Raw genomic sequence first — 23,522 nt, forward strand, 5'->3', positions numbered from 1 at the left:
AGAAACCAGCATGTGCTGATTTCTTTTGCACATGAAAAGCTAAAAATTAGAAGTTCATTACTTTGTTTACAGCTTCAACAATATCTTTGTGGTTTGGTAACCATACGCTCTCTGCTTGAGAGAATGGGAATACTGTGTCAGCAGCTGCAACACGTACAACTGGAGCTTCTAAGTTTAAGATTGCACGGTCGTTAATTTCCGCTACAACGTTAGCTGCAATACCAGCTTGTTTTTGAGCTTCTTGAACTACAACTACGCGACCTGTTTTTTCAACAGAAGCGATGATTGTTTCAATATCTAATGGTTGAACTGTACGTAAGTCAACAACCTCTAAAGAGATACCTTCTTTTTCAAGTTCTTCAGCAGCTTTTAATGCAGCGTGAACCATAGCACCGTAAGCGATAACAGATACATCTGTACCTTCACGTTTGATATCAGCTTTACCTAAATCAATTGTGTATTCGCCTTCTGGTACATCTTGACGGAATGAACGATACAATTTCATATGCTCTAAGTAGATTACTGGATCGTTGTCACGAATCGCAGAGATTAAAAGACCTTTAGCATCGTATGGAGTAGATGGAATAACAACTTTTAGACCAGGTTGTTGAGCCACTAATCCTTCTAAGCTATCAGCATGTAGTTCAGGAGTATGAACACCACCACCGAATGGAGAACGAACTGTTACTGGAGCAGTCCAACGTCCACCAGAACGGTAACGCATACGAGCCAATTGACCAGAAATTGAATCCATTACTTCAAAAACGAAACCGAAGAATTGGATTTCTGGAACTGGACGGAATCCTTCAAGTGCAAGACCAACTGCAAGTCCACCAATACCAGACTCTGCAAGTGGAGTATCCATTACACGATCTTCACCAAATTCAGCTTGTAAACCTTCAGTAGCACGGAATACACCGCCGTTTACACCAACGTCTTCACCAAATACAAGTACGTTAGGATCATTTTTCATTTCAACGCGTAAAGCATCAGTGATTGCTTGAATCATTGTCATTTGAGCCATGGCTTACTTCGACTCCTTTTCTTTGTAGATTTCATATTGTTCAGCTAAGTTGTAAGGCATTTTTTCGTACATGATTTCCATTAAATCAGTTACTTTTTGTTTTGGAGCTTGGTCAGCCTTAGCAATTGCTTGTTTGATATCTTCTTTTGCTTCTTCGATTACTGTCTCTTCAACTTCTTGAGACCATAGGCCTTTAGCTTCTAAGAACTTACGGAAGCGTACGATTGGGTCTTTTTGTTCCCATTCGTTTTCGATATCTTTTGTACGGTAACGAGTTGGGTCATCACCAGCCATTGTATGTGGACCGTAACGGAATGTTAAAGTCTCGATTAAAGTAGGGCCTTCGCCATTTACTGCGCGCTCACGAGCGAAAGCAGTTGCTGCATATACAGCTAATGGATCCATACCGTCTACTTGAATTCCGTAAATACCTGCTGCTACTGCTTTTTGTGCTACAGTTTTAGCTGCAGATTGCTTTTCTACTGGAGTAGAGATTGCATAACGGTTGTTTTGAACAACGAAGATCGCTGGAGCTTTGAATGCACCTGCAAAGTTCATACCTTCGTAGAAGTCACCTTGTGAAGCACCACCGTCACCAGTGTAAGTAATTGCAACAGATTTTTTACCACGTAGTTTCATACCTAACGCAACACCAGCAGTTTGGATGATTTGCGCACCGATAATGATTTGTGGAGCTAATGCATTTACATTCTCAGGCATTTGGTTACCCATGAAGTGTCCACGAGAGAATAAGAATGCTTGGTATAATGGTAATCCGTGCCATACTAATTGTGGTACATCACGGTATCCTGGTAAGATGAAGTCTTCTGCTTCAAGTGCGAAATGACTCGCTAATTGAGAAGCTTCTTGTCCAGCTGTAGGTGCGTAAAAACCTAAACGTCCTTGACGGTTTAAAGAAATAGAACGTTGATCTAATACGCGAGTATACACCATACGACGCATTAATTCTTTTAATTGATCATCAGATAATTCAGGCATAGCTGCTTCATTCACAACTTCACCGTTTTCATTTAAAATTTGTAATGTTTCAAATTGAGCTGCGATAGCTTTCATTTGCTCATCAACATTAAATAGGGTCTTTTTTGTTTTAGTACCCATTCCGTTCACCTCTTCCTCTCTTGAACCATATTCTGAAACGCTTTCACTGGCTATTTTCCAGTTTAAAAAGCGCAACGATGTAAACCAACATGTTTGTCTGTCGGTTGAGAATAATTTTGTGTACCTAACAATCTGTACTAATGTTTTTTCAGAAACATATTAATACAATCTTGATCACGTTTTTTAGTTTACAACTATTCTAATTACGATGTCAATTACTTTGAATACGTTTTTTTATAAATAATATGCAGGTTTCTACTACACAAACGTGTTTTTATTTTTTACATCTGTATTAGTAAGCATTGACCTACTGTTATATTATTCCCTTTTTCACTTATTTTTTCTCTTAGAATAATATGTAAACGATTTAATTCTCTTTAGTTTTTCTCTCTTCGTAACAAAAATATACAAACTACTCTTCCTTTTTTAGGTAAATACCTATACATTCCTACCCTCTCTTCCATACATTATAATAACCGCAGTATTAGCGGGAAATGATAAAGGAGGTCATCTCATGTACGGATACTCATATTGCTATCCAACTTGTTCATATCCTTCCTACGGTTATGGCGGTTCTTGTGGCGGATCTGGACGCGGCTTCGCCTTAATCGTTGTGTTGTTTATTCTTTTAATTATCGTTGGTGCTGCTTGCATTCGCTAATGTAAAACGAAACAACTATGGAAAGAAAAAGACGGCTTTGCCGTCTTTTTCTTTTTATTACATACATAACTACTCTATAATAGAACGATTTCCAAAATGCCTTCCCTTTCTTGCCGATGACTTTTTCCATCTCCTTTGGTAGACTAAAGAGGAAAGGAGAGATTACATATGCTTACAATGAAAGATGTTATTCGCGAAGGAGATCCTATTTTGCGCAACGTTGCAGAAGAGGTGTCATTACCGGCAAGCGAAGAAGATACAACTACCTTAAAAGAAATGATTGAATTTGTAATAAATAGCCAAGATCCTGAAATGGCTGAAAAATATAGTTTACGCCCTGGAATCGGATTAGCGGCTCCGCAAATCGGTGTTTCAAAAAAAATGATTGCAGTTCATGTAACCGATGCGGACGGTACATTATATAGCCATGCATTATTCAATCCAAAAATCATTAGCCATTCTGTTGAACGTACATATTTACAGGGCGGTGAAGGCTGTCTATCTGTAGACCGCGAAGTACCTGGTTATGTTCCTCGTTATACAAGAATTACAGTAAAAGCAACTTCTATTAACGGGGAAGAAGTAAAATTACGTTTAAAAGGTTTACCAGCAATCGTATTCCAGCACGAGATTGACCATTTAAATGGCGTTATGTTCTATGACCATATTAATAAAGAAAATCCATTTGTCGCTCCTGATGATTCCAAACCTCTAGAGCGATAATAATAAAGTGAAACTTTAATCAGTGGGGGTTTTGTTCATCCCCCACTGATTATTAGCCCTCACCAATCGGGCTTTTACGGGCAGCAGCCCCCCCACCTAACTTCTTTGCTTTCGCTGAATTTTGAGGTGGGGGTCTTACTACCCGGCAAATAGCGGGATAAAAAGGCGGAAGTTAATCTTCCGCCTTTTTATTATGAAATGGGTTCCATATTCACTTACAGCAATCCAGCCCACTTTAGTCCATGATATATACCGTCTTCACTAACGTCCTTTGTCACATGATTTGCAAGTTTTTTCAAGTCTTCATGGCCATTTCCCATCACAATACCTGTGCCAACGGCTTCGATCATTTCTAAATCATTTAAGCCATCTCCAAATGCATACACTTGATTACGATTAAAACCTAACTTTTCAATATATTTCTCAATTCCTTTTGCCTTAGAACCACCATTCGGAATGATATCCATTGAATATGCATGCCAACGAATAAAATGAAAATCTGGATAATGATTAATAAACTTTTCCTCTTCATTTACTTCACAAAAAAGTAGTGTTTGATAAATATTACGTTCCTCATAAAAATTAGGCTCATATGCGGGATGCTCGAAGTTTAAGCTTCCAAAGCCTTCTTTCACATAATCATGATATTCCACTGATGCTCTCATATCTTGATGGTCAAGGTATACAAGTGGATATCCTTCTTGTTTTGCAAACTGAGTAAACTTATGTAAAGCATCTGGATGTAACGGATTATTAAATATTACCTCATCTTCAAAGACAACATATTGTCCATTAAAACTAACATAATTATGTATATTAAGTTCCTTGCGAATATCTTCGAACATAAATGGCGCGCGCCCTGTCGCAATTGCTACATGTACACCTTTTTCTTGTAACTGTTTTACTGCATCTCGTGTAGATTGCGGAATTTTTTTATCATGATCTAATAATGTTCCATCAATATCAAAAAAAACAATTTTATCATTCATTTGTCAAAATCCTTTCTGGCACTCTATATTCCTATTTTGAATATCGCTTTTCAAATTCTAAAAAAAAGTATAACATATTAAACATCTGTGAAGAAAGCGTTCCCTTTCTGACCTTATTTATAAACTTTGCATATATATATTAGTAAAACATGTGGATACTTGTTCGGATGAATTTTCTTTTCCATTCTTCCTCATACTATACCTATAACTAACGGCTACTAATCGTTACTATAGAATAACTTTCACTGTATGGGAAAGGACAAGATTCACCATTCACTTTTGTCCTATCTCTTATATCAGAGATAGAGTTTTCACTAGTAATAGGCATGTTTAAAATAAGGAAAGGAAGGAGTAATCATGCTGAAGAAGCTGAAGAAAAAGCTCAAGCGTTATTTAAACGGTCTAGTCCGTAAAAAGACAATCGCTTAACTTGTGCCCATTTCGGGCTTTTTCTTCATTCTCATTCGAAAAAACATGAAAATCGTGACTGTTTGCTTTATAATAAGTAACAGATAATGCAAAACATAGACAAGGAGAGGTTTTCCAAATGATTTTTAAAGTATTTTATCAAGAAAAATTAACTGAGGTTCCAGTACGTGAAAATACAAAAGTTTTATATTTAGAGGCTACGTCTGAAAAAGATGTTCGTACAAAATTAAATAAGTTCGCATATAATATCGAGTTTGTTCAGTCTGTTACTGGCGCTCATCTTGAATATGAAAAAGAAAACGCTGATTTAACATTAGCGGAAATCGTATAGCGATATGAAATTTCTAAAAAACGACCAAGTTGCTGTATTTGCTCTCGGTGGGCTTGGTGAAATCGGTAAAAATACATACGCTGTTCAATTTCAAGATGAAATTATTATAATTGATGCTGGAATTAAATTTCCAGAGGACGAACTCCTCGGAATCGATTATGTAATACCAGACTACACTTATTTTGTGCGAAACGAAGATAAAATTAAAGGGTTATTCATTACACATGGTCACGAAGATCATATCGGCGGAATTCCTTATCTATTACGTCAAGTGAACATTCCGATTTACGGCGGAAAATTAGCAATTGCACTCATCAAAAATAAATTAGAAGAACACGGCTTACTTCGTAAAGCAAAACTTTACGAAATTCAAGAAGATGACGTTATTAAATTCAAAAAAACGTCTGTATCCTTCTTCCGTACAACTCACAGTATTCCAGATTCGTACGGCGTTGTTGTGAAAACACCTCAAGGTCAAGTTGTTCATACAGGTGATTTCAAATTTGATTTCACACCAGTTGGTGAACCAGCTGATTTAACAAAAATGGCTGAAATCGGTAAAGATGGCGTGCTATGTCTATTATCTGATAGTACGAACAGTGAAGTTCCAAACTTTACTATGTCTGAGCGTCGCGTTGGTGATAGCATTCAAGACATTTTCCGTAAAGTAGACGGACGGATTATATTCGCAACCTTTGCATCAAATATTCACCGCTTACAACAAGTTATTGAAGCTGCTGTTGAAAACAACCGTAAAGTAGCTGTGTTTGGTCGAAGTATGGAAGCAGCGATTGAAATCGGACAAAACCTTGGTTATATTCGTTGCCCGAAAGATACATTCATAGATGCATCTCAACTAAACCGCTTACCAGCTAATAAAGTTGTTATTTTATGTACAGGTAGTCAAGGTGAACCGATGGCAGCACTTTCACGTATTGCAAACGGTACACACCGCCAAATTCAAATTATTCCTGGAGATACAGTTGTTTTCTCTTCTTCACCAATTCCAGGAAATACAATTAGCGTAAGTCGTACAATTAACATGTTGTACCGCGCTGGCGCTGATGTAATTCACGGGAAACTTTCAAATATCCATACAAGTGGACACGGTGGGCAAGAAGAACAAAAGTTAATGTTACGTCTAATTAAACCGAAGTACTTCATGCCAATTCATGGTGAATATCGTATGCAGCGTATGCATATGAACATAGCAAATGATTGTGGTATCCCTGAAGAAAATTGCTTCATTATGGATAATGGCGATGTTCTTGCTTTACGTTCGGATGAAGCTAGCGTAGCTGGAAAAATCCCATCTGGTTCGGTCTACATTGATGGAAACGGTATTGGAGATATCGGCAATATCGTATTACGAGATCGTCGTATCCTTTCTGAAGAAGGACTTGTAATTGTAGTTGTAAGCATTGATATGAAAGAATTTAAAGTTGCAGCAGGACCTGATATCATCTCACGCGGTTTCGTTTACATGCGTGAAAGCAGTGATTTAATCAATGATGCACAAACATTAATTACAACTCATTTAGAAAAAGTAATGGAGCGTAAAACAACACAATGGTCTGAAATTAAAAATGAAATTACAGACACATTAGCTCCATTCCTATATGAGAAAACGAAACGCCGTCCAATGATTTTACCAATCATTATGGAAATATAAGAAAAAGGACAATGCTATGAAGGCATTGTCCTTTTCTTTTCTCTTATCTTAAAAAGTGTTTAAATCGATCCACTTCATCGTCATGACCAATGACAATTAATATATCTCCTGCTTGAATATTCTCCGTAGCCCGAGGGGATACGATAACTTCTTTACCTCGTTTAATTGCTACAATATTCAATCCAAACTTCGCACGAATATCTAATTCAATTAAAGAGTGCCCATCAATTTTTTTATTCGCAATAATCTCTACAATACTATGCTCATCTGAAAGCTCAAGGTAATCTAACACATTGCTTGATGCAATATTATTAGCAATCCTTTTTCCCATATCACGTTCTGGATGCACAATATGATCTGCACCTATTTTACTTAACACTTTTTCATGATAATCATTTTGAGCTTTTACAGTAATATTTTTTACACCCAACTCTTTCAAAATCAAAGTCGTTAAAATACTTGAATTTAAATTATCTCCAATAGCAACGACTACATGATCAAAATTTCGAATACCAAGGCTTTTTAATACCATCTCATCTGTTGAATCTGCAATTACAGCATGCGAAGCTATATTTGCAAATTCATTAATTTTATCCTCATCTGAATCGATTGCCATTACTTCCATACCTAATTGAGCTAGTTCTCGGCAAATACTTCCACCAAAGCGACCAAGTCCAATGACAGCAAATTCTTTTTCTTTCTCACCCACAGGAATTCCTCCAATAACTTCAAGTACTATTTATTTTCAGTGTAACACACTTTATATGCGTCACAAAAACTGTAATTAGCTCTTATTTCTGTTTTTGTATATAAAAATATTGTTGCAAGTAAAAAGCGATACCAACAAGTAACATAGCAAATACAAATATATTTCCAAACGAACTAAATGTTTCAAAAACGAATAATAATGTTTCTTGACCAAAAAAGGCAAATAGCAGCTGTGTGAATGCAAATAACAACGCCCATATGTAATGATGTTGATGAAATAAATAATGCGTTGCACCTAAAAAAGCAATAAACGAAAAGATAAAGATCCACCAATTTTCTAAAAATAGTTGCCAATTAGTAAATTGATATCCATTTACTAATATCGCAATAAGCGCGATAACTGCCATCGTCGGCACACTCCAAAATAATGCCCGTCCTCTAAAGAAACGAGTGCCTTTAACATCTCCTTTTTCATGTGCAATATATGTTAGTACTACTGTGCTTATATACAAAACAGAAAGAATTGTTAAAACGATAATGAGCCAAAAATGTAATTGATAATATTCATGTTCTATATTTGTCACGATTGCAGCTAACATACACGGAATTAACATTCCCGTCCAACCATCTACTTTTCTTTCATTCCAAAAGACCGTATTACCAATCCTTATTCCTAACAGCATAAAAATAATGATACCCAATACAAATAACGTAGTTTTATTCCCTACTAAACTCGTTGAGAAAGCAATTAATCCAATAAATAAAAAGAGCACAAACCCATTCATAATTTCTAGTACAGGTGATAAATATCTCTTCACCCATTTGTATGTTTCGTCATATTCATTATTATCTACTAGACGATAGGCATAAAAACTTATCCCAAAATAAACCGCCGCAATAATAACATACGCATATAAGACGAAACATAAAATCGCACTGCTAATTTGCACGTAATTCCCCACCCTTTTTTCTATGTTTCACATTGATTTTACACACTTTTCATACTAAAAGTAAACATATATAAGTTAGTCAAATAATTAATAATGAGCAGTGGCTAAAAACCCCCTGCTCATTATTAAAACAGTCCAATTAACTTTATTCTTTCATTTGTATGTAAATGTCTAAAATCAATCTATACGAGCGTTACTTACACCTCAGAACAAAAAAAATTTTGGAAACTTCAAGAAAGCGGAAGTTTTATTTTCTATTCCCTTTCCACTTTACATATTGGCTTAAAAATGTAATTGCCTTTTCAATCACTTCTTCATCTGGCTTTAATTTCGCATGATGTAAACCATATTCTGAATTTACTCCAAGCCAAAACATAAATCCAGGGATTTCTCGAAGCATATAACCAAAATCTTCACCTGTCATTGCCTCAGTACATGTAATAACATTCATATCTGTTTGTTTATGTACAAATTGCATAAACTCTCTCGTTAACTCTTCATGGTTATATACTTGATGATACATTGCTCCGTAATCTATAATCGCCTCACACTGGAAAGAAGCTTCGATACCTGCAACAATTGCCTCAATTCTGCTTTTCACACGCTTCATTGATTCTACTGATAATGTTCGAATCGTTCCTTCTAAACGAGATTTTTCTGCAATAATATTTTGAACCGTACCACCTGTAATTTTCCCGATTGTAATTACTGCACTATCAAGAGGATTTACATTGCGGCTAATAACGGATTGAAGCTGTGTAACAAGATGACTCGCTGCAACAATCATATCATTTGCAGTATGCGGATAGGCAGCATGGCCACCTTTCCCTTTTAAATCAATATATAATTCTGAAGTATTGGCAAATAACAGTCCTTCTTTCGTTGCAATTGTCCCTACAGCGTATTCTGGTGCAATATGAAGACCAAGAATTATATTTGGTTTCCATCCTTTTAACTCTTCACTTTCTAACATAGGAAGAGCACCGCCTGGTCCTTCTTCTGCTGGCTGGAATAGAAATACAAGGTCATCATCTATTCTTTCGCTCACAGCTTTCGTTAGAAGGCCTAAACCGATTGTTGTATGTACATCATGGCCACATGCATGCATCATTCCTTCATGAATAGAAGCAAACTCATATCCAGTTTCCTCTGTAATTGGTAAACCGTCTATATCTGCACGATAACCTATTATTTTTTCTGGATTTTTTCCATTTACTTTAACGATTACACCCGTTTTCCATGTCTTCACTTCCACAAATTCATGAGAAAGCGTTCCTATATAATCTAAAATATACTGTTGTGTTTTCCATTCCTTAAATCCGATTTCTGGAATTCTATGTAGATCTCTACGAATTTGGACAAATTTGCTTACTGTCATTTTTGCACCTCTATCTATAAAAAGCGTAAGAGCCCATTTACGCTCTTACGCTTTTTTTGCTTTTTATTTCTCTGGGTTTAATTGACGAAGCTCTTGTTTAATTTCTGTTTTTGCTTTTGTCTTCTCATCAATTTCTTTAATTACACGTGCTGGAGTACCTGCAACAACTGTGTATGGAGGCACATCTTCTGTTACAACAGCTCCCGCTGCTACAACTGCACCTTTACCTACTGTAACACCCTCTAAAACAACTACGTTTGCACCGATTACTACATCATCTTCAACGATAACTGGTTTCGCAGAAGGTGGCTCAATAACACCTGCAAGTACAGCACCTGCACCTACGTGACAGTTTTTACCGACTGTTGCACGTCCACCAAGTACTGCGTTCATGTCGATCATAGAACCTTCACCAATTACAGCACCAATGTTAATTGTTGCATTCATCATAATTACAGCGTTGTCACCAATTTCAACATGGTCACGAATAATAGCACCTGGCTCGATGCGAGCTTTAATACCTTTTAAATCAAGCATTGGGATTGCAGAATTACGACGATCGTTTTCTACAACGTAGTCAACGATGTGCTTATTATTCTCATCAAGAATTGTCTTAATTTCAGACCATTCTCCGAATAATACACCTGATTTTTTATTCACAAATGCTTGTACTGTTTCAGGGAATGTTACTTCTTTTAAATCCCCTTTTATGTATACCTTTACAGGAGTTTTCTTTTCACTTTTTTGAATAAACGAAATAATTTCGTTAGCGTCCATCATTTTCATTCTTGTTGCCTCCTAAATCCATTTATAATGTTACTCTACCAAACGAAAGAGCGAGTAGCAAGATAATAATCTTATTTTTCCCTTTGAATTTCTTCTATAATTTCTAAAAATGCTTGTACTTGCTTCAACTGCCTTGCTGAGTCACTTGTTAACAACCATGTTTCTCTCGTCAATTGAACAGGTGTTTTATACATATTTTCCTGTACTTCCTTTAAAACAGTAGAAGGTAAAAGGGCATAACCTATACCATTTAAAACAAGTTGTTTGCATGTTTCAATTTGGTCAACTACAATCGTTCGCTTAGGCGGATTAGAAAATAAACCATACCACCAATTTTGTATTTGTCCATAATAAGTCGAGTCACTTTTAAATTGAATGAACGGCCTATTTGTTTCTTTTAGCATCGAAATATCTTTTATTTCTTTATCAACTAAATACAGTTCATCTTCAAATAATTTTTGCTTTTGACCTTTATATTCTTGTGTTCCCCTCAGTATAGCAACATGAACGTCTCCTTCATAAAACTGCTTTTGCACTTCACTACTCCAACCAGTAAACAGTGATATCTTTACAGAAGGATATTTATGCACAAACTTTTTCAAAACAGGAGGAAGCCAATATTGACCAATAACTGATGCAACAGCTATTTTTAACGTTCCATGAGTTTCCGTTCTAAAAACAGCTAGCTCACTTTTTATATCCTCTTCCTTTTGCAACATTTCTTTGGCATAATTTGCAACTTTTTCCCCTTCAGGTGTAATTGTCAATCCTTTTTGTGAGCGAATAAAAAACTTCATTCCCCATTGTTTCTCCATAGATTGTAATCGTTGACTCAGCGCAGGTTGGGAAACAAATAAACGTTCCGCCGCTTTTCTCATATTTGATTCCTGAGCTAACACAACCATCATTTGAAAATCATCAATTTGCAACTTTCTCCCTCTTTCCTTAGCTTCCATACACCTTATTTCAACAAGCTTTCATTCAGAAAATACAATTTTCCAGCGCAAACTTTCCTTATGTTTTATGTCTTTTTAAATATAATACATACACAAGTGATATGCACGAAAAAAAGTGACTTCTTCGTTTCCATGAAGTCACTTTTCTCACGTTATCGATTATGTTGCCTTACTTTCTTATTCAACAATTTTAAAATAGCACGACGTGTTAAAATCCCCTCAAAATAGCCTTCTTCATTAACAGCACAAATAAAAGGATGATCAATTGTCATTTCTAAAGCTTTTGCAAATGAATCTTCTAATTTAAGAAAAGGTATATCTTCCTTCATCACCTGCTCTACTTTCATATCATCAAGTCTTTCAAACTCAATACGCTCTAATCCTAACATACCATCTAATATCATGGCAGTACTAATCAAACCATGTAATTTATACATTGGATCTAAGACAGGTATCGCCGAATATCCAGATTTCACAAGAACGAGTAAAGCATGTTCTAAACCATTTCCAATTTGGACATGAGCTACTTTTTCCGATGAAATCATTAAATCCTTCACAAGAATTTGTTGAAATTCGTCTTTCGGAATACTAATCATATTACATCCCCCATTTTCCCTTTTTCCTGCTTATGTTCATAACTCTATTCACATTTTATGACAGCGTTTTCATATTATTATTTTGTCCTAAATTTATTTCAATAAAAATACAATCACACAGCTATTTTAGCATACAGCACAAAAAAAAGACTACCATTCCGGTAGCGCTTAATACCCTTTATTTTTTAATCTGTAAAATAACCTTGTGATTTTTTTATATTGCATCACATCCGTCTGTTTCAAACCATTCTCAATATCTGTAAGTTCCACAGCTAAAATTTCACTTGCATAATTTTGCTGAAATAAAATATCTAGTAGTAAACTTTCTTCTTCCTTCGTTAAAACAACTTCCCTTTGCATATACCCCTCTCCTTACAATCGCATCGTTACTCTTATTATATAAAAAATTTAACCTATTTAATAGATGTAATATTCAGTTTTTACCAAAAGATATGTAGCAATTGTAAACATACAAAAAATCATTTCGTATATCGATTTGCATAGCTAAACGCCGCATAAGCATCCGGCTTAATTTTTGCAGTTAATCCCATCGCTCGAATTTTTTCTGTCATATCTAAAATAAATTCCTTTGTTAAACCATCATTCCCAATGTCTAAATGAATTTCCATTATGAATCCAGCCCCATCTTGAGCATAAGGATGCAATAACTCCCATATTGTTTGTATATGAGTAGGTGTAAATAGACATGCGATTTCTTGACTAAACTGCGTTTCTAAATATATTTTCTCACGTAAGGTTGCTGGCTTATCTTTTACTGATCTATGGTGTAAACAACCCCAGGCACCTTTTCCAACACGATGAATATGGATTGCTGTAATAAACCTCGTATCCTTTTGATGTGCTTGCGAGTCTGTCCCAATGGATAATCGATATAAATTTCGTGGATCCTTTTCAATGAAACTACAAATACGGTTAAAGACCATATCAAAATTTAAATGTCTCTCTGAAACATTGTAAAATTTATGTGCACCGTCCACAGAGTCACGTCCTTTCAATTAGACAGACTTTTCGTATTCTCATTGTATGGGACAAAAACTAAAATTATAACTTCCTATCCTTTATTCGTTTCAATATTTCGAATTACAAAGTGACAAACTTGGCACGTATAAATTACATTTTGATTAGATTGAGCCGTTAATACATGAATAATCTCAGCAGAACTTTGACAATTAGGACAAATCACAATTGGTAAATGTTCCATACGATAACCTCCTAGTTATATTTCTCCCACTATTTGCAGAACCCAGCAATTGTGAGAAGTTTAGCTTCACATATTCATCCGGTTAGCGGGACTACTTATCCACATAGATAGGCAAACTTACACAGATTAAATTTTCATTTTAATACCATTGTAGGAAAAATAAAAAACTTCTATACATTACGCTGGAAAGTAATAGAACTAAAAAAGGTACTGCCACATGGCAGTACCTTTTTTATATGTATCAAGAAATGATATCGTAAATCTCAATTGCAACCATGTCGATATTATCGAATTGGTACACTTGAGGTTTTTCACCTTGTTGATACACTTCTAACTCATACATTTCACTTTTATCGAAAAATTTCACGCTACATTTGCGCTCACCGTTCACTTCAAAATAGCGTTGTGCTACTTCACCGCTTTCAGCTTGTTCTTGTAGACTAACAAGTCGAGTTAAAATTCCTTGGAGTAGAGACATGAAATCTCTCCTTTCTCTGATCTTCCTACCAATAGGTTTTACAGCTATACTCATTCTATCCGTCATAACAGAAAAAATGTTCCACACTCTAGGATAAAGGTTATTGGCCAGAAACTCAACTAAAAATTTGTCGAAATGCGAAGGAAAAAACAGAAAGAACATATTTCCCCTTCTTTATTGCGGTTTTTATACTGGAAGAATATAATAAAAAACAGAAAAAAGGAGGAATTACAATGAAAAAAATTGAGGTTTATACACAACCTGATTGTCCGCCATGTGTTATTGTTAAAGAATTTTTGAAGCATAATAACGTTGCATATGAAGAATTTGACGTAAAAAAAGACGCTGCTGCTCGCAATCGTCTTTTAAACGACTATGATTCTTATTCAACTCCAACAGTCGTAATTGATGGCGAAGTAGTTGCAGGTTTTCAAATTGAAAAGTTACAAAAACTACTCAATATAGAATAGGAATAGGTAAATGCCTATTCCTATTCTTATCCCGCTATTTGTAGGTAGTAAAACCCAAAAAATTTAGCTAAAGCAAAGGAGTTAGATGGGCTAGTAATCCCTCCCACTGGTTAAAAGTTTCACTTTATAATTGTTGCAACCTTTTTATTTCAGTTAAGAGTTCCTGACTTTCATGATATCCTGCTAACTTCCATTTATCTTGATCCCTTTTCAATGTTACAATTTGATATTGTCCACTTTTTGTCCGCTCATATACATATAAATTTTTATGTTCTTCATCATACGACATTTTCGTTTCTGAATTAAAAGAAAACGGTGCTTCTTTTGCCGGAAGTAAATATTCACCACTTTGTTTATCACTTCTGCTATTTTCATCTGTAAATACTTGAAGGAAATTATCTGTAAAATACGGTGATAACGTCTCTATCATCTTATTCATCGGCAAATGCTTCCCACGAATTGAAAACTGGGTTTCATAGCCTTTTTGTATCGTTGTAAATACTTCTTTCCGATCGACTTCCACTTCCTCTTTTCCTAAAACAGTCGTAACACTATAACCAACTAGAAAGGCAACACATACAAATAGAACAAGCCATATTCCATATTTCCTCATTTTTTCACCTTCCTTTTAAAAGAACTTGTCTTTGTAGTATTCATTGTAACAATGATTATGCAAAGACAGGACAGATTTCGTTCGTAAAATCTTTACAACGATAGACAGCATTTTCATCACCATTTTCACTATTACCAATTTATGATAAAAACAAACAAAAAATGCACGAATCTCTTCGTGCATTAAAATAAAACATCTTCTTCATATAAATATTCATAAGATAAATCTATAAATAAAAAGTTGTCATCATCAATCGGGAAAGAAAATGTTCGTACCATTTCTCCCGTTTCAATATCTGCATATAAATCTGAAAGCCTCGCCTTATTCTCAAAACGCATTTTCATGATATTCTCGAGAAAATACGGGCGCCAACTCCAGTTCTTCATATAATAATCCGGCATCACAATCCATTCTCCATCTTTTTTCATAACATTTCCTGATTGTTGGAAACCATCTTCATTACAAATAAATATACGAAAACTACACTGTGATACACTTTGACTAAATTGTAATAACCAATCATTTATATCTTCATTCTTTTTTTGTTTTGATAAAACATCGCCAATGCGATCGCGTAACATCTCTGTTAAATTATAAATTTTTTGTAACTTCTTCTTTTCATGCTGAATAAACTGATGACATTCATTACCAAGTCGCTCTTTCAAAACATTCGTTTCAATAAAATCAGGTAAACATTCTTTCAAATAATTACCTTGATAATATCTTCCGCCGTTCTTCCAAGCATATTGCAGTTGATAAAAAGCATCTATTTCTTCATATAACAAAGTTGCACCAATTCTTCTAGCAAGTAATGATAAAGAATATAAAATATCTTGATAAGATTGTAAAAGTGCTGTTTGCCTTAAGTTCGTTAAATCTACTTTTAAAATATCAGGTGCTAACACGCTAATACGCTCTAAATTACTTGTGCCCGTTCCGACTTTATTAATCGAAATTTGAATACCATATGTACGATAATACATAAGCAAATGATTAAATTGCTCTATATCTTCTTTACATTCATGCTCTGTAATCTCTAAAACAATTTGTTTTAAATTTAAACCTTGTTCTTCATACCTCAATAAAAGTTGAAGCAAGCTTTCATCATCATCATTCATTAATACATTAGCATTCCGATGTATAAATAATAATAATTTTTGATTGCTTTCTAAATAACGATTTAAAGCTTTTTCTACTATAATATTATCCGCTTCCAGTTGAAATTCACTTGGAATCGAATCATCGTGAAAGAAAGAAGCTAAACTTTGTATGCCCTCTTCTGTTTGAATACGTCCTACTACTTCGTATCCAATTACAGTATGCTCATCAGCACTAAAAATAGCTTGATAATAAGGAAGGACTTTATCCAAGTTACTCATTACATCTAATGCATCTATCAACGTGCTTCCCTCCCTTTACTTTTCAAAATTATAACATGATATTTACGGAAAAATAATAAAAAATCCCTTCAGTTTTCCTGAAGGGATTAGAGGGGTAAAATGCTAAGGGGAATTAGCAATTCTACTATGAAGAAAAAAGAGGTCTTAAATATAACGTATATATGACCTCTTGTAAACACTTTTCTTTCATATGTCACAATTCCGTCACATTTAGCCATAAAAAAATGAATCAAATATTCATTTTTTTATCCCTTTTAAAATGGATATTGATGTAAATGTTGTCCTCCATCCATTGTCATGCAAGTTCCATTTATGTACGCAGCTTCATCTGAACATAAATAATAAGCTAGACCAGCGATTTCTTCTGGCGTACCCAGCCTTCCAAGCGGAACACTTTGTATCGTACGTTTAGCCATTTCTTCTGAAATCCATAATTTATCAGCACCGCCCGTACGTTCAATTGGTCCTGGCGCGATAGCGTTAACTCGTATTCCATATTTACGTCCCCACTCAACAGCGAGCGTCTTCGTCATCGCTAATACTCCTGCCTTCGCTGCAGCCGAATGAATAACTCCTGGACCAGCATCCCATGCATATGTTGCTACCATGTTAATGATATTCCCTTTTATACCTTTTTCAATCCAATATTTTCCGACAGCATGACTACAGTAAAACGTACCGTTTAATACAATATTAATGACTGAATTCCAGCCATTCACAGATAAATCTTCTGCCGGACAAATAAAGTTTCCAGCTGCATTATTTATTAAAACATCAATTCTACCAAACTTCTCATCAATCTGTTCAATCATTTTCTGAATGTCATCCGTATTTCTTACATCCATTTGTACAGGTAATACTTGCCCTGGAAATTGTTCAATTTCCAACTTTGTTTCCTCTAGTTTTTCCTTTGTACGTCCTGTAATAACAACTCGTGCCCCTTCTTTTGCAAAACGAGTCGCCATTCCTTTTCCCATTCCACTCGATCCACCTGTTATAATAACTACCTTTTCTTTCACATACATCCCCTCCAAAAAATGAATACACATTCATTTTATCACTTTATTTAATAGAAATCTTTATATTTTTAAACTTTTCTGATATTTTAGCGTAAAGAACTTTCTTTTTACTCATTTTTTTCGTAATCTATACTACTTTTTATTATGTAAAGTATATTTTAAATAAACTGAAAGGAGATTTGAGTAGCCTATAAATAGAATGAAAACATTGAGGTATACTCATATTTTTATGAAGCACATTACAAGAAGAAATTTTTTAAAAATTGGTATGCGTACTTGTCTCTATTCATTTATAACCAGTAGCATCGGATACTACTATGCTAAATATATAGAGCCCCATTTCATTTCTTTTACACAGCACACATTAAAATCACAACTCATCCCAAAAAGTTTTCATGGGATGAAAATTCTTCAATTCAGCGATTTACATCTCGGATACTATTTCTCGCTTCAACATTTATCTCAAGTTGTTTCTAAAATTAATGCTGTAAATCCAGATATTGTCCTTTTTACTGGAGATCTCATTGATAATTATCAAACGTATACTGACACTCCTTTCGTTGCATCCATTTTAAAAAATATACAAGCCCCCTTCGGTAAATTCGCTATTTATGGTAACCATGATCACGGTGGATATGGAACTGAATACTATGAGCACATCATGCGTGAATCAGGATTTGAACTATTGCTAAATAGTGAAAAAAGAATTCGTCTAATGGATAATAGTGAAATTTCTATTTTCGGTCTCGATGATATACTACTAGGCAAACCAAAAATAGAGAAAACATTAGCGCATGCACGGCAAAATACTTATAACATTGTTCTTGTTCACGAACCAGATATCGCGCCCCAAGTTTCTAGATATCCAATCAACTTGCAACTTTCTGGTCATAGTCACGGCGGACAAGTACAAATTCCTTTTTTAGGAGCTATTATTACACCTTCACTCGCCAAAGACTATATTGAAGGCTTCTATACAATTCAGGATTTAACTCTCTATGTTAATCGAGGCCTGGGAAGAACACGTGTCCCATTTCGTTTTATGTCAAAACCTGAAATTACACTTTTTACACTCCAACATTCGTAATAATTCGCCTATTTTCTTGCACATCCTTTCTTGTACGCGCTCATCCACGTTTCATTTACCATATGATGAAAGTGAGTCCAATAAAGGAGGTATGTTCATGTATCCATATTATCAACCAATCCCAGTCCGTTCAGCACCTATTGGTCCAGTAGGCGACTCACGCTTCTTCCCGTTTTTTGGCGTTCCCTTTCTAGCTGGAATTGCTGGTGGATTACTCGGCGGAGCATTAGCTTTCGGCCCTCGACCATTTTACCCACCTTATCCACCACCTTTCCCGCCGCCAGCACCTTATCCTTGTTACGGTGGACCATGTCAACAACCATACTATTACTAAGTTAAAATAACGATTATTTCAAATGTTATTCTCTCAACGAGCCATCTTATTACACGCTTATAATAAAACTATTGTTTCTACTCATCCTTCCATTTTGGGAGCATATGAGTAGAAAAAAGTAAAAACCTCTTATAGACATAAGAGGTTTTTACTTTTTTCATTATTCAGCATCTGTATTTTGATACGCCATCTTAAACAACTTCACTTGGCTATCAATTTCTTCTGTACTACCATTAATAACATAATAGTAATCACCATCTTTATTTTGTTCACGTGTTTTCACATTATCAGCTAATGTAAGCTGTAAAATCGCCTTAATTCGTGCCTTCATTTCAATATCTAATATCGGGAAAGATATTTCCACTCGCTTCTCCATATTTCGCGTCATCCAATCAGCTGAAGATAAATATATTTTCTCCTCCCCATTATGATGGAAATAATAAATACGGCTATGTTCTAAATATCTTCCAACAACACTAACTACACGAATATTTTCACTTACATTTGGAATACCAGGTCTTAAACAACATGTTCCTCGAACAATGAGCTCTACCTTTACTCCAGCTTGTGATGCTTCGTACATTTTTTTAATTAATGGTTTATCTGTTAATGAATTCATCTTAGCGATAATATATCCATTTCCATATTGCCTATGATAACGGATTTCTTCATCTATTAAATCCATAAATTGTTCTCTTATATCAAATGGAGCAACCGATAAATGATGAAAATGTGGCTTTGTTGTATAACCACTTAAATAATTAAAGAAATTGGTTGCATCAACCCCAAAGTCTTTTCTTGATGTAATATATCCAAAATCAGTATATAACTTCGCTGTTGCATCATTATAGTTTCCAGTTCCAAGATGTACGAACCTTTCAATTTTTCCGTTTTTTCTTCTTACAACTAACGTAATTTTACTATGTGTTTTCAAGTGACTTACACCGTAAATAACATGACAGCCTGCCTGTTCCAATTCTTTAGCCCAATGAACATTGTTTTCTTCATCAAATCTTGCCTTTAATTCAACTAATACCGTCACTTGTTTTCCCTTTTCAGCCGCTATCTTTAACGCCTGAATAATTGGTGAATCACCACTTACTCGATATAACGTTTGTTTAATCGCAAGTACATTCGGATCGTCTGCCGCATCACGGACAAAATCAACTACCGGCTGAAATGATTCAAAAGGATGATGTAATAAAATATCATGCTCAATTGCTTTTTCAAATACATCTTCTTCATCACCTAAATCTTGAGGCGGTTGCGGAATAAGAGCCGGATATACAAGATGTTCATATAAAGGAGCTAGTTTTTTATATAAAGAAAACAAACATGTTAAATCTAATGGCCCATCCATTATATATACATCTTCATCTTTTACTTCCAGAACCTCATATAATAACGCTAATACTCTTTCATCAATGTGTTCTTTCCCAACTTCTAAACGTACAGCCCCCCACTTACGCTTTTTTAATTCTTTTTCAATTACCTTTAATAAATCTCTCGCACCTTCTTCATGAATCGTTAAATCTGCATTGCGTGTAATACGGAAACGAGTAACAGATGATACTGTATATCCCGTAAATAATTTATGAGTAAAACTACTAATTACGTCTTCTAATAAAATAAATTTATACTTTTGCCCTTCGCTCGGTAAAAATATGAAGCGCTCAAGTAATGAAGGAACTTGTACAATTCCTAGCTTCGTCCGATTCTCTTCCTCCGCTTGCTTCTCATCATATAAAAGAGTAGCTAAATTCAAACTTTTATTTAATAACATTGGAAATGGGCGATATGCATCAATAGCTACAGGGGTTAACACCGGAAAAATTTGCTCATCAAAATACTCTTCTATAAATTCTCGCTGCTCTTTCGTCAAATCATGGAATGTTAAACGTTCAATTCCCTCTAACTCAAGCGCTGGCAATACATAATTTTTAAATGTATCATATTGTACTGTCATTAGTTCATGGGCTTTTATCGCAATTTTATTTAGTTGCTTTTTTGGTGTTAAGCCAGCTTTATTTTCTGGCTGATTAAATCCAGCACTCACTTGATCCTTTAATCCAGCTACACGTACCATAAAGAATTCATCTAAATTCGAACTAAAAATACTAATAAATTTCAATCTTTCCAAAAGTGGATTATTTCCATCTTGCGCTTCTTGTAGTACACGTTCATTAAATGCTAGCCAGCTTAACTCTCGATTATTGTAATAAGCTGTATCATTTAAATTTACTGCATTCCCCTTCGATAATTCCATTCTCTTCACACTTCCCCTTGAAACTTTTTTACTATAATTTAGTTAATTTTATTTTATCAAATTACAATATTACAAAGTGTAAATTTTTCGTAAAGACATCCGTACGACCTAATGTTTTAGTTCAAATAACAAGTTAATATTCGTTTTTAATACTCTTTCTAACTGTTTTTTTTGTTTTTCAGCTTGCACTTTTTCTGCTAATGCAGACTGTTCACATAAAACTTTAAACGTTAATGCCTCTTTGCTTTCTGTTATAGATATGGTTTCAACAAGCGATCGTTGCCTTGCATTTAAAGCAGCTGAAAATTGTAAAACAGCTCCTAATAGGCGGATTTTTTTTTGTTCACTTTTATCAAACCAACCTTCAAATGGAGATAAATGTTGTTTAAATAGCATTTTTGATTTATAAGATGCAATAAGCGCTAACCTCACTCTATCTTTATGCATCATGCCATCAATTGTTTTATTCGCCAATAAATAAAACGTATGTAAACGGCTCGCTTCTTCGTCTATATATTTGCCTATATTAAATACTTTCGCTGCTTGATGGAACACTTCCCAGTCTTTTACTGACATAGAAATAAGCCCTATTTCCTCAAGTTGTTTGCAAATTAGTCTTCCATGTTTAATAAGTTGAATAACAAATTCCATATCCATTTCGTATTCATGTGATAATAAATGCAAACTTTCTTCAACTACGTTCGGATAATATGAAATCCCCAAATCTTTTGTCAACTCTTCATAGAAAACACCTTCTCTTAACCCTTTTCTACTTAATACAAATGCCGGTGCCTCTATAACATTAGCAAGTGTATGAAATACTTCAACCGCTGGAATAATCGTATCCGCTCGATCTTTTGCCAATCCTTCCAATTTCTGAAGTTCTATGAACGACAATTTTTCCAATTCATCTTTTACATTTTCAATATCTTCTTCTTTCATCTTGTATAAATGTAATCCTGCTATAGGATAACATATTAAATTTTGATGGATTTTTACTAAGTTCCTCGCACTACCACCAATTGCAATAAGAGGCAATTTCTTATTGATTAACCATGGTAACGTTTGAAATTGAAATTCTAAATACTGTTGCATTCCCTCTAACTCATCTTTAGTAGGAATATCACCTTTAATAAATTGTTGCTTTAAAGAAAGTGCCCCAAAAGGAAAACTATGGTACTCTAAAATCTCTCTATTTCTAAAGTATGTAACTTCCGTACTTCCCCCACCAATATCTACCGTTATTCCTTCTGAAAACGATGTAGAATTCATAACCGCCAAGTATCCGTAACGCGCTTCCTCATATTCTGATAATACTCTAAGAGTAAAGTCCGTTTGTCCTTCAATAAGCTTCTTAATTTCCTCTTGATTCTCAGACTGTCTAATTGTTGCTGTTGCAACACAAAGTACATGATGCAACTGATGGAACCTTGTACTTTCTTGAAATTGAAATAATGTCTGTAATAATACTTCTATTCCCTCTTCATTCAACACACCATCAATTAAGTAATTTCTTAACCTAGCAACCACTTTCGTATTTTCAATCTCTTTATAAAAACCTCCATTTTGCTTTTCATAAATAACTAAACGCATTGTATTAGATCCAATATCTATAATGGCATACTGTTGTTTTAATATTTCTTTCAAACTTCTCACTCTTTCATTATCAAATTTCAAAAACATATTCTATTACTATTATACAAAATAGTTGTTTTTTGTAACAATATTGCTTTAATATTGAAAATATATACAATCACTTTTTGCATATAATAAAAACCTATTTTATTTATGCTATAATAATGAAAAATTGAAAGGAGATTCAATATGAAACCTTCACAACCACAATCTCAATTACAAAACCAACATTCTATTAATCGACTAGCTCAATCTATTTTCGTTGTGAATCGTCATGCTAAAGCAGCTACTAATCCTAAATATTTATACTGGTTAAAAAAGACAGCTTTAGAGCGTTTGATTGCTGAAAAAAAAGCAATTAAAGAAGGATTACATTTTTCTAGAAACCCACGTTTTAGCCAACAACAATCTGATGTCCTTATACGTTTAGGCGATTATTTTTTCCACATCCCTCCTACGAAAGAAGATTTTCGAATTCTACCGCATCTTGGTCATCTTGAATCCTCCTATCGAAATCCGAAAACAACCTTATCTTTAACAGTAGCAAAAAAAACACTTCAAGATTATATTGGGCCTGAAGCATTGAAACAAGAAAAAAAATTAAGTGAACCGGTTCCATGGTATAGTCGTACTTATACAAAAAAATAAAACAGTTTGGCCAAGTGTAGGCCAAACT

At 34.7% G+C, this 23,522-nt stretch carries 26 protein-coding genes; 8 read left to right on the forward strand and 18 right to left on the reverse strand.

The genetic code is table 11. The features are described 5' to 3' along the window. Window positions 1-46: 46 nt before the first annotated feature. Both pdhB and pdhA read right to left on the reverse strand, forming a co-directional pair. Entirely contained in the window at window positions 47-1,024 is a 978-nt protein-coding gene (gene pdhB / locus JFU02_RS11170; RefSeq protein WP_000068163.1) for a pyruvate dehydrogenase complex E1 component subunit beta, read from the reverse strand. A gap of 3 nt (window positions 1,025-1,027) precedes the next feature. Further along, entirely contained in the window at window positions 1,028-2,143 is a 1,116-nt protein-coding gene (gene pdhA, locus JFU02_RS11175; RefSeq protein WP_000536895.1) for a pyruvate dehydrogenase E1 component subunit alpha, read from the reverse strand. Window positions 2,144-2,657: 514 nt separating this feature from the next. Here pdhA and JFU02_RS11180 point away from each other — a divergent pair. Both JFU02_RS11180 and def read left to right on the forward strand, forming a co-directional pair. Beyond that, window positions 2,658-2,804 carry a YjcZ family sporulation protein gene (locus JFU02_RS11180; protein ID WP_000274562.1) on the forward strand — a complete coding sequence of 49 codons (147 nt, stop codon included), beginning with the start codon at window positions 2,658-2,660 and terminating at the stop codon, window positions 2,802-2,804. Between the two features lie 168 nt (window positions 2,805-2,972). After that, window positions 2,973-3,527, forward strand: coding sequence for a peptide deformylase (gene def, locus JFU02_RS11185; RefSeq protein WP_000957050.1), 555 nt, complete (start codon window positions 2,973-2,975; stop codon window positions 3,525-3,527). A 215-nt stretch (window positions 3,528-3,742) separates the two neighbouring features. Here the strand turns inward: def and JFU02_RS11190 are convergent, their stop codons facing one another. Next, window positions 3,743-4,516, reverse strand: a complete 774-nt coding sequence (locus JFU02_RS11190; RefSeq protein WP_000998276.1) for a Cof-type HAD-IIB family hydrolase — start codon at window positions 4,514-4,516, stop codon at window positions 3,743-3,745. Window positions 4,517-5,063: 547 nt separating this feature from the next. Between JFU02_RS11190 and JFU02_RS11195 the strand changes: the two genes are divergently transcribed. Together JFU02_RS11195 and rnjA are read left to right on the forward strand one after the other, a co-directional pair. Next, window positions 5,064-5,276 (forward strand): DNA-dependent RNA polymerase subunit epsilon, encoded by a 213-nt coding sequence (locus tag JFU02_RS11195; RefSeq protein ID WP_000576435.1) that lies wholly within the window; start codon window positions 5,064-5,066, stop codon window positions 5,274-5,276. Window positions 5,277-5,280: 4 nt separating this feature from the next. Continuing rightward, complete coding sequence (rnjA, locus tag JFU02_RS11200; protein ID WP_000670375.1) at window positions 5,281-6,948, forward strand: ribonuclease J1; 1,668 nt, start codon at window positions 5,281-5,283, stop codon at window positions 6,946-6,948. Window positions 6,949-6,991: 43 nt separating this feature from the next. Here the strand turns inward: rnjA and JFU02_RS11205 are convergent, their stop codons facing one another. The 10 genes from JFU02_RS11205 to JFU02_RS11250 form a co-directional block, all read right to left on the reverse strand. Then, on the reverse strand, window positions 6,992-7,657 hold the full coding sequence (locus tag JFU02_RS11205) for a potassium channel family protein (protein WP_000504032.1): 666 nt from the start codon (window positions 7,655-7,657) through the stop codon (window positions 6,992-6,994). 82 nt (window positions 7,658-7,739) lie between these two features. After that, entirely contained in the window at window positions 7,740-8,606 is an 867-nt protein-coding gene (locus tag JFU02_RS11210; RefSeq protein WP_001167323.1) for a cytochrome c oxidase assembly protein, read from the reverse strand. A gap of 247 nt (window positions 8,607-8,853) precedes the next feature. Beyond that, entirely contained in the window at window positions 8,854-9,984 is a 1,131-nt protein-coding gene (locus tag JFU02_RS11215) for an N-acetyldiaminopimelate deacetylase (protein WP_061666351.1), read from the reverse strand. Between the two features lie 63 nt (window positions 9,985-10,047). Further along, on the reverse strand, window positions 10,048-10,770 hold the full coding sequence (gene dapD, locus JFU02_RS11220) for a 2,3,4,5-tetrahydropyridine-2,6-dicarboxylate N-acetyltransferase (protein WP_000783241.1): 723 nt from the start codon (window positions 10,768-10,770) through the stop codon (window positions 10,048-10,050). A gap of 71 nt (window positions 10,771-10,841) precedes the next feature. Further along, entirely contained in the window at window positions 10,842-11,726 is an 885-nt protein-coding gene (locus JFU02_RS11225; protein WP_003261853.1) for a LysR family transcriptional regulator, read from the reverse strand. Window positions 11,727-11,878: 152 nt separating this feature from the next. Further along, the gene (cbpB, locus tag JFU02_RS11230; RefSeq protein WP_000623573.1) at window positions 11,879-12,322 is read right to left on the reverse strand and encodes a cyclic-di-AMP-binding protein CbpB; all 444 of its coding nucleotides are present in this window, start codon (window positions 12,320-12,322) and stop codon (window positions 11,879-11,881) included. Window positions 12,323-12,490: 168 nt separating this feature from the next. After that, the gene (abbA, locus tag JFU02_RS11235; protein WP_001188692.1) at window positions 12,491-12,682 is read right to left on the reverse strand and encodes an antirepressor AbbA; all 192 of its coding nucleotides are present in this window, start codon (window positions 12,680-12,682) and stop codon (window positions 12,491-12,493) included. A 119-nt stretch (window positions 12,683-12,801) separates the two neighbouring features. Continuing rightward, complete coding sequence (locus JFU02_RS11240) at window positions 12,802-13,320, reverse strand: ribonuclease H-like YkuK family protein (RefSeq protein WP_000348489.1); 519 nt, start codon at window positions 13,318-13,320, stop codon at window positions 12,802-12,804. Window positions 13,321-13,394: 74 nt separating this feature from the next. Further along, window positions 13,395-13,544 (reverse strand): hypothetical protein, encoded by a 150-nt coding sequence (locus JFU02_RS11245; RefSeq protein ID WP_000400649.1) that lies wholly within the window; start codon window positions 13,542-13,544, stop codon window positions 13,395-13,397. Between the two features lie 241 nt (window positions 13,545-13,785). Further along, a complete protein-coding gene (locus JFU02_RS11250; protein ID WP_000055151.1) occupies window positions 13,786-14,022 on the reverse strand; it encodes a YkuJ family protein in 237 nt (78 codons plus the stop codon). Window positions 14,023-14,255: 233 nt separating this feature from the next. Here JFU02_RS11250 and JFU02_RS11255 point away from each other — a divergent pair, with 233 nt between their 5' ends. Next, a complete protein-coding gene (locus JFU02_RS11255) occupies window positions 14,256-14,492 on the forward strand; it encodes a glutaredoxin family protein (protein WP_000717872.1) in 237 nt (78 codons plus the stop codon). Window positions 14,493-14,616: 124 nt separating this feature from the next. On the opposite strand, the gene JFU02_RS11260 is transcribed toward JFU02_RS11255, so the two are convergent. The 3 genes from JFU02_RS11260 to fadH all read right to left on the reverse strand — a co-directional run bounded on the left by JFU02_RS11260 (window position 14,617) and on the right by fadH (window position 17,524). After that, the gene (locus tag JFU02_RS11260; protein ID WP_001233804.1) at window positions 14,617-15,105 is read right to left on the reverse strand and encodes a DUF3993 domain-containing protein; all 489 of its coding nucleotides are present in this window, start codon (window positions 15,103-15,105) and stop codon (window positions 14,617-14,619) included. A gap of 182 nt (window positions 15,106-15,287) precedes the next feature. Next, window positions 15,288-16,505, reverse strand: coding sequence for an EAL domain-containing protein (locus JFU02_RS11265; RefSeq protein WP_086407633.1), 1,218 nt, complete (start codon window positions 16,503-16,505; stop codon window positions 15,288-15,290). 254 nt (window positions 16,506-16,759) lie between these two features. Then, entirely contained in the window at window positions 16,760-17,524 is a 765-nt protein-coding gene (gene fadH / locus JFU02_RS11270; protein WP_000660913.1) for a 2,4-dienoyl-CoA reductase, read from the reverse strand. Between the two features lie 229 nt (window positions 17,525-17,753). On the opposite strand from fadH, the gene JFU02_RS11275 reads away from it, so the two are divergent. Next, entirely contained in the window at window positions 17,754-18,611 is an 858-nt protein-coding gene (locus tag JFU02_RS11275; protein ID WP_086407653.1) for a metallophosphoesterase, read from the forward strand. A 97-nt stretch (window positions 18,612-18,708) separates the two neighbouring features. Then, on the forward strand, window positions 18,709-18,945 hold the full coding sequence (locus tag JFU02_RS11280; protein WP_000283738.1) for a hypothetical protein: 237 nt from the start codon (window positions 18,709-18,711) through the stop codon (window positions 18,943-18,945). 160 nt (window positions 18,946-19,105) lie between these two features. Here JFU02_RS11280 and JFU02_RS11285 read toward each other — a convergent pair whose 3' ends face one another. Then, on the reverse strand, window positions 19,106-21,211 hold the full coding sequence (locus JFU02_RS11285) for a polyphosphate kinase (protein WP_201071025.1): 2,106 nt from the start codon (window positions 21,209-21,211) through the stop codon (window positions 19,106-19,108). 108 nt (window positions 21,212-21,319) lie between these two features. Next, window positions 21,320-22,894, reverse strand: coding sequence for a Ppx/GppA family phosphatase (locus JFU02_RS11290; protein ID WP_061666348.1), 1,575 nt, complete (start codon window positions 22,892-22,894; stop codon window positions 21,320-21,322). 141 nt (window positions 22,895-23,035) lie between these two features. Here JFU02_RS11290 and JFU02_RS11295 point away from each other — a divergent pair, with 141 nt between their 5' ends. Continuing rightward, window positions 23,036-23,494, forward strand: coding sequence for a YkyB family protein (locus tag JFU02_RS11295; protein ID WP_000804864.1), 459 nt, complete (start codon window positions 23,036-23,038; stop codon window positions 23,492-23,494). Window positions 23,495-23,522 lie beyond the last annotated feature (28 nt).

It is taken from the genome of Bacillus sp. TH13 (genome assembly GCF_016651175.1).
Classification (GTDB): domain Bacteria; phylum Bacillota; class Bacilli; order Bacillales; family Bacillaceae_G; genus Bacillus_A; species Bacillus_A thuringiensis_S.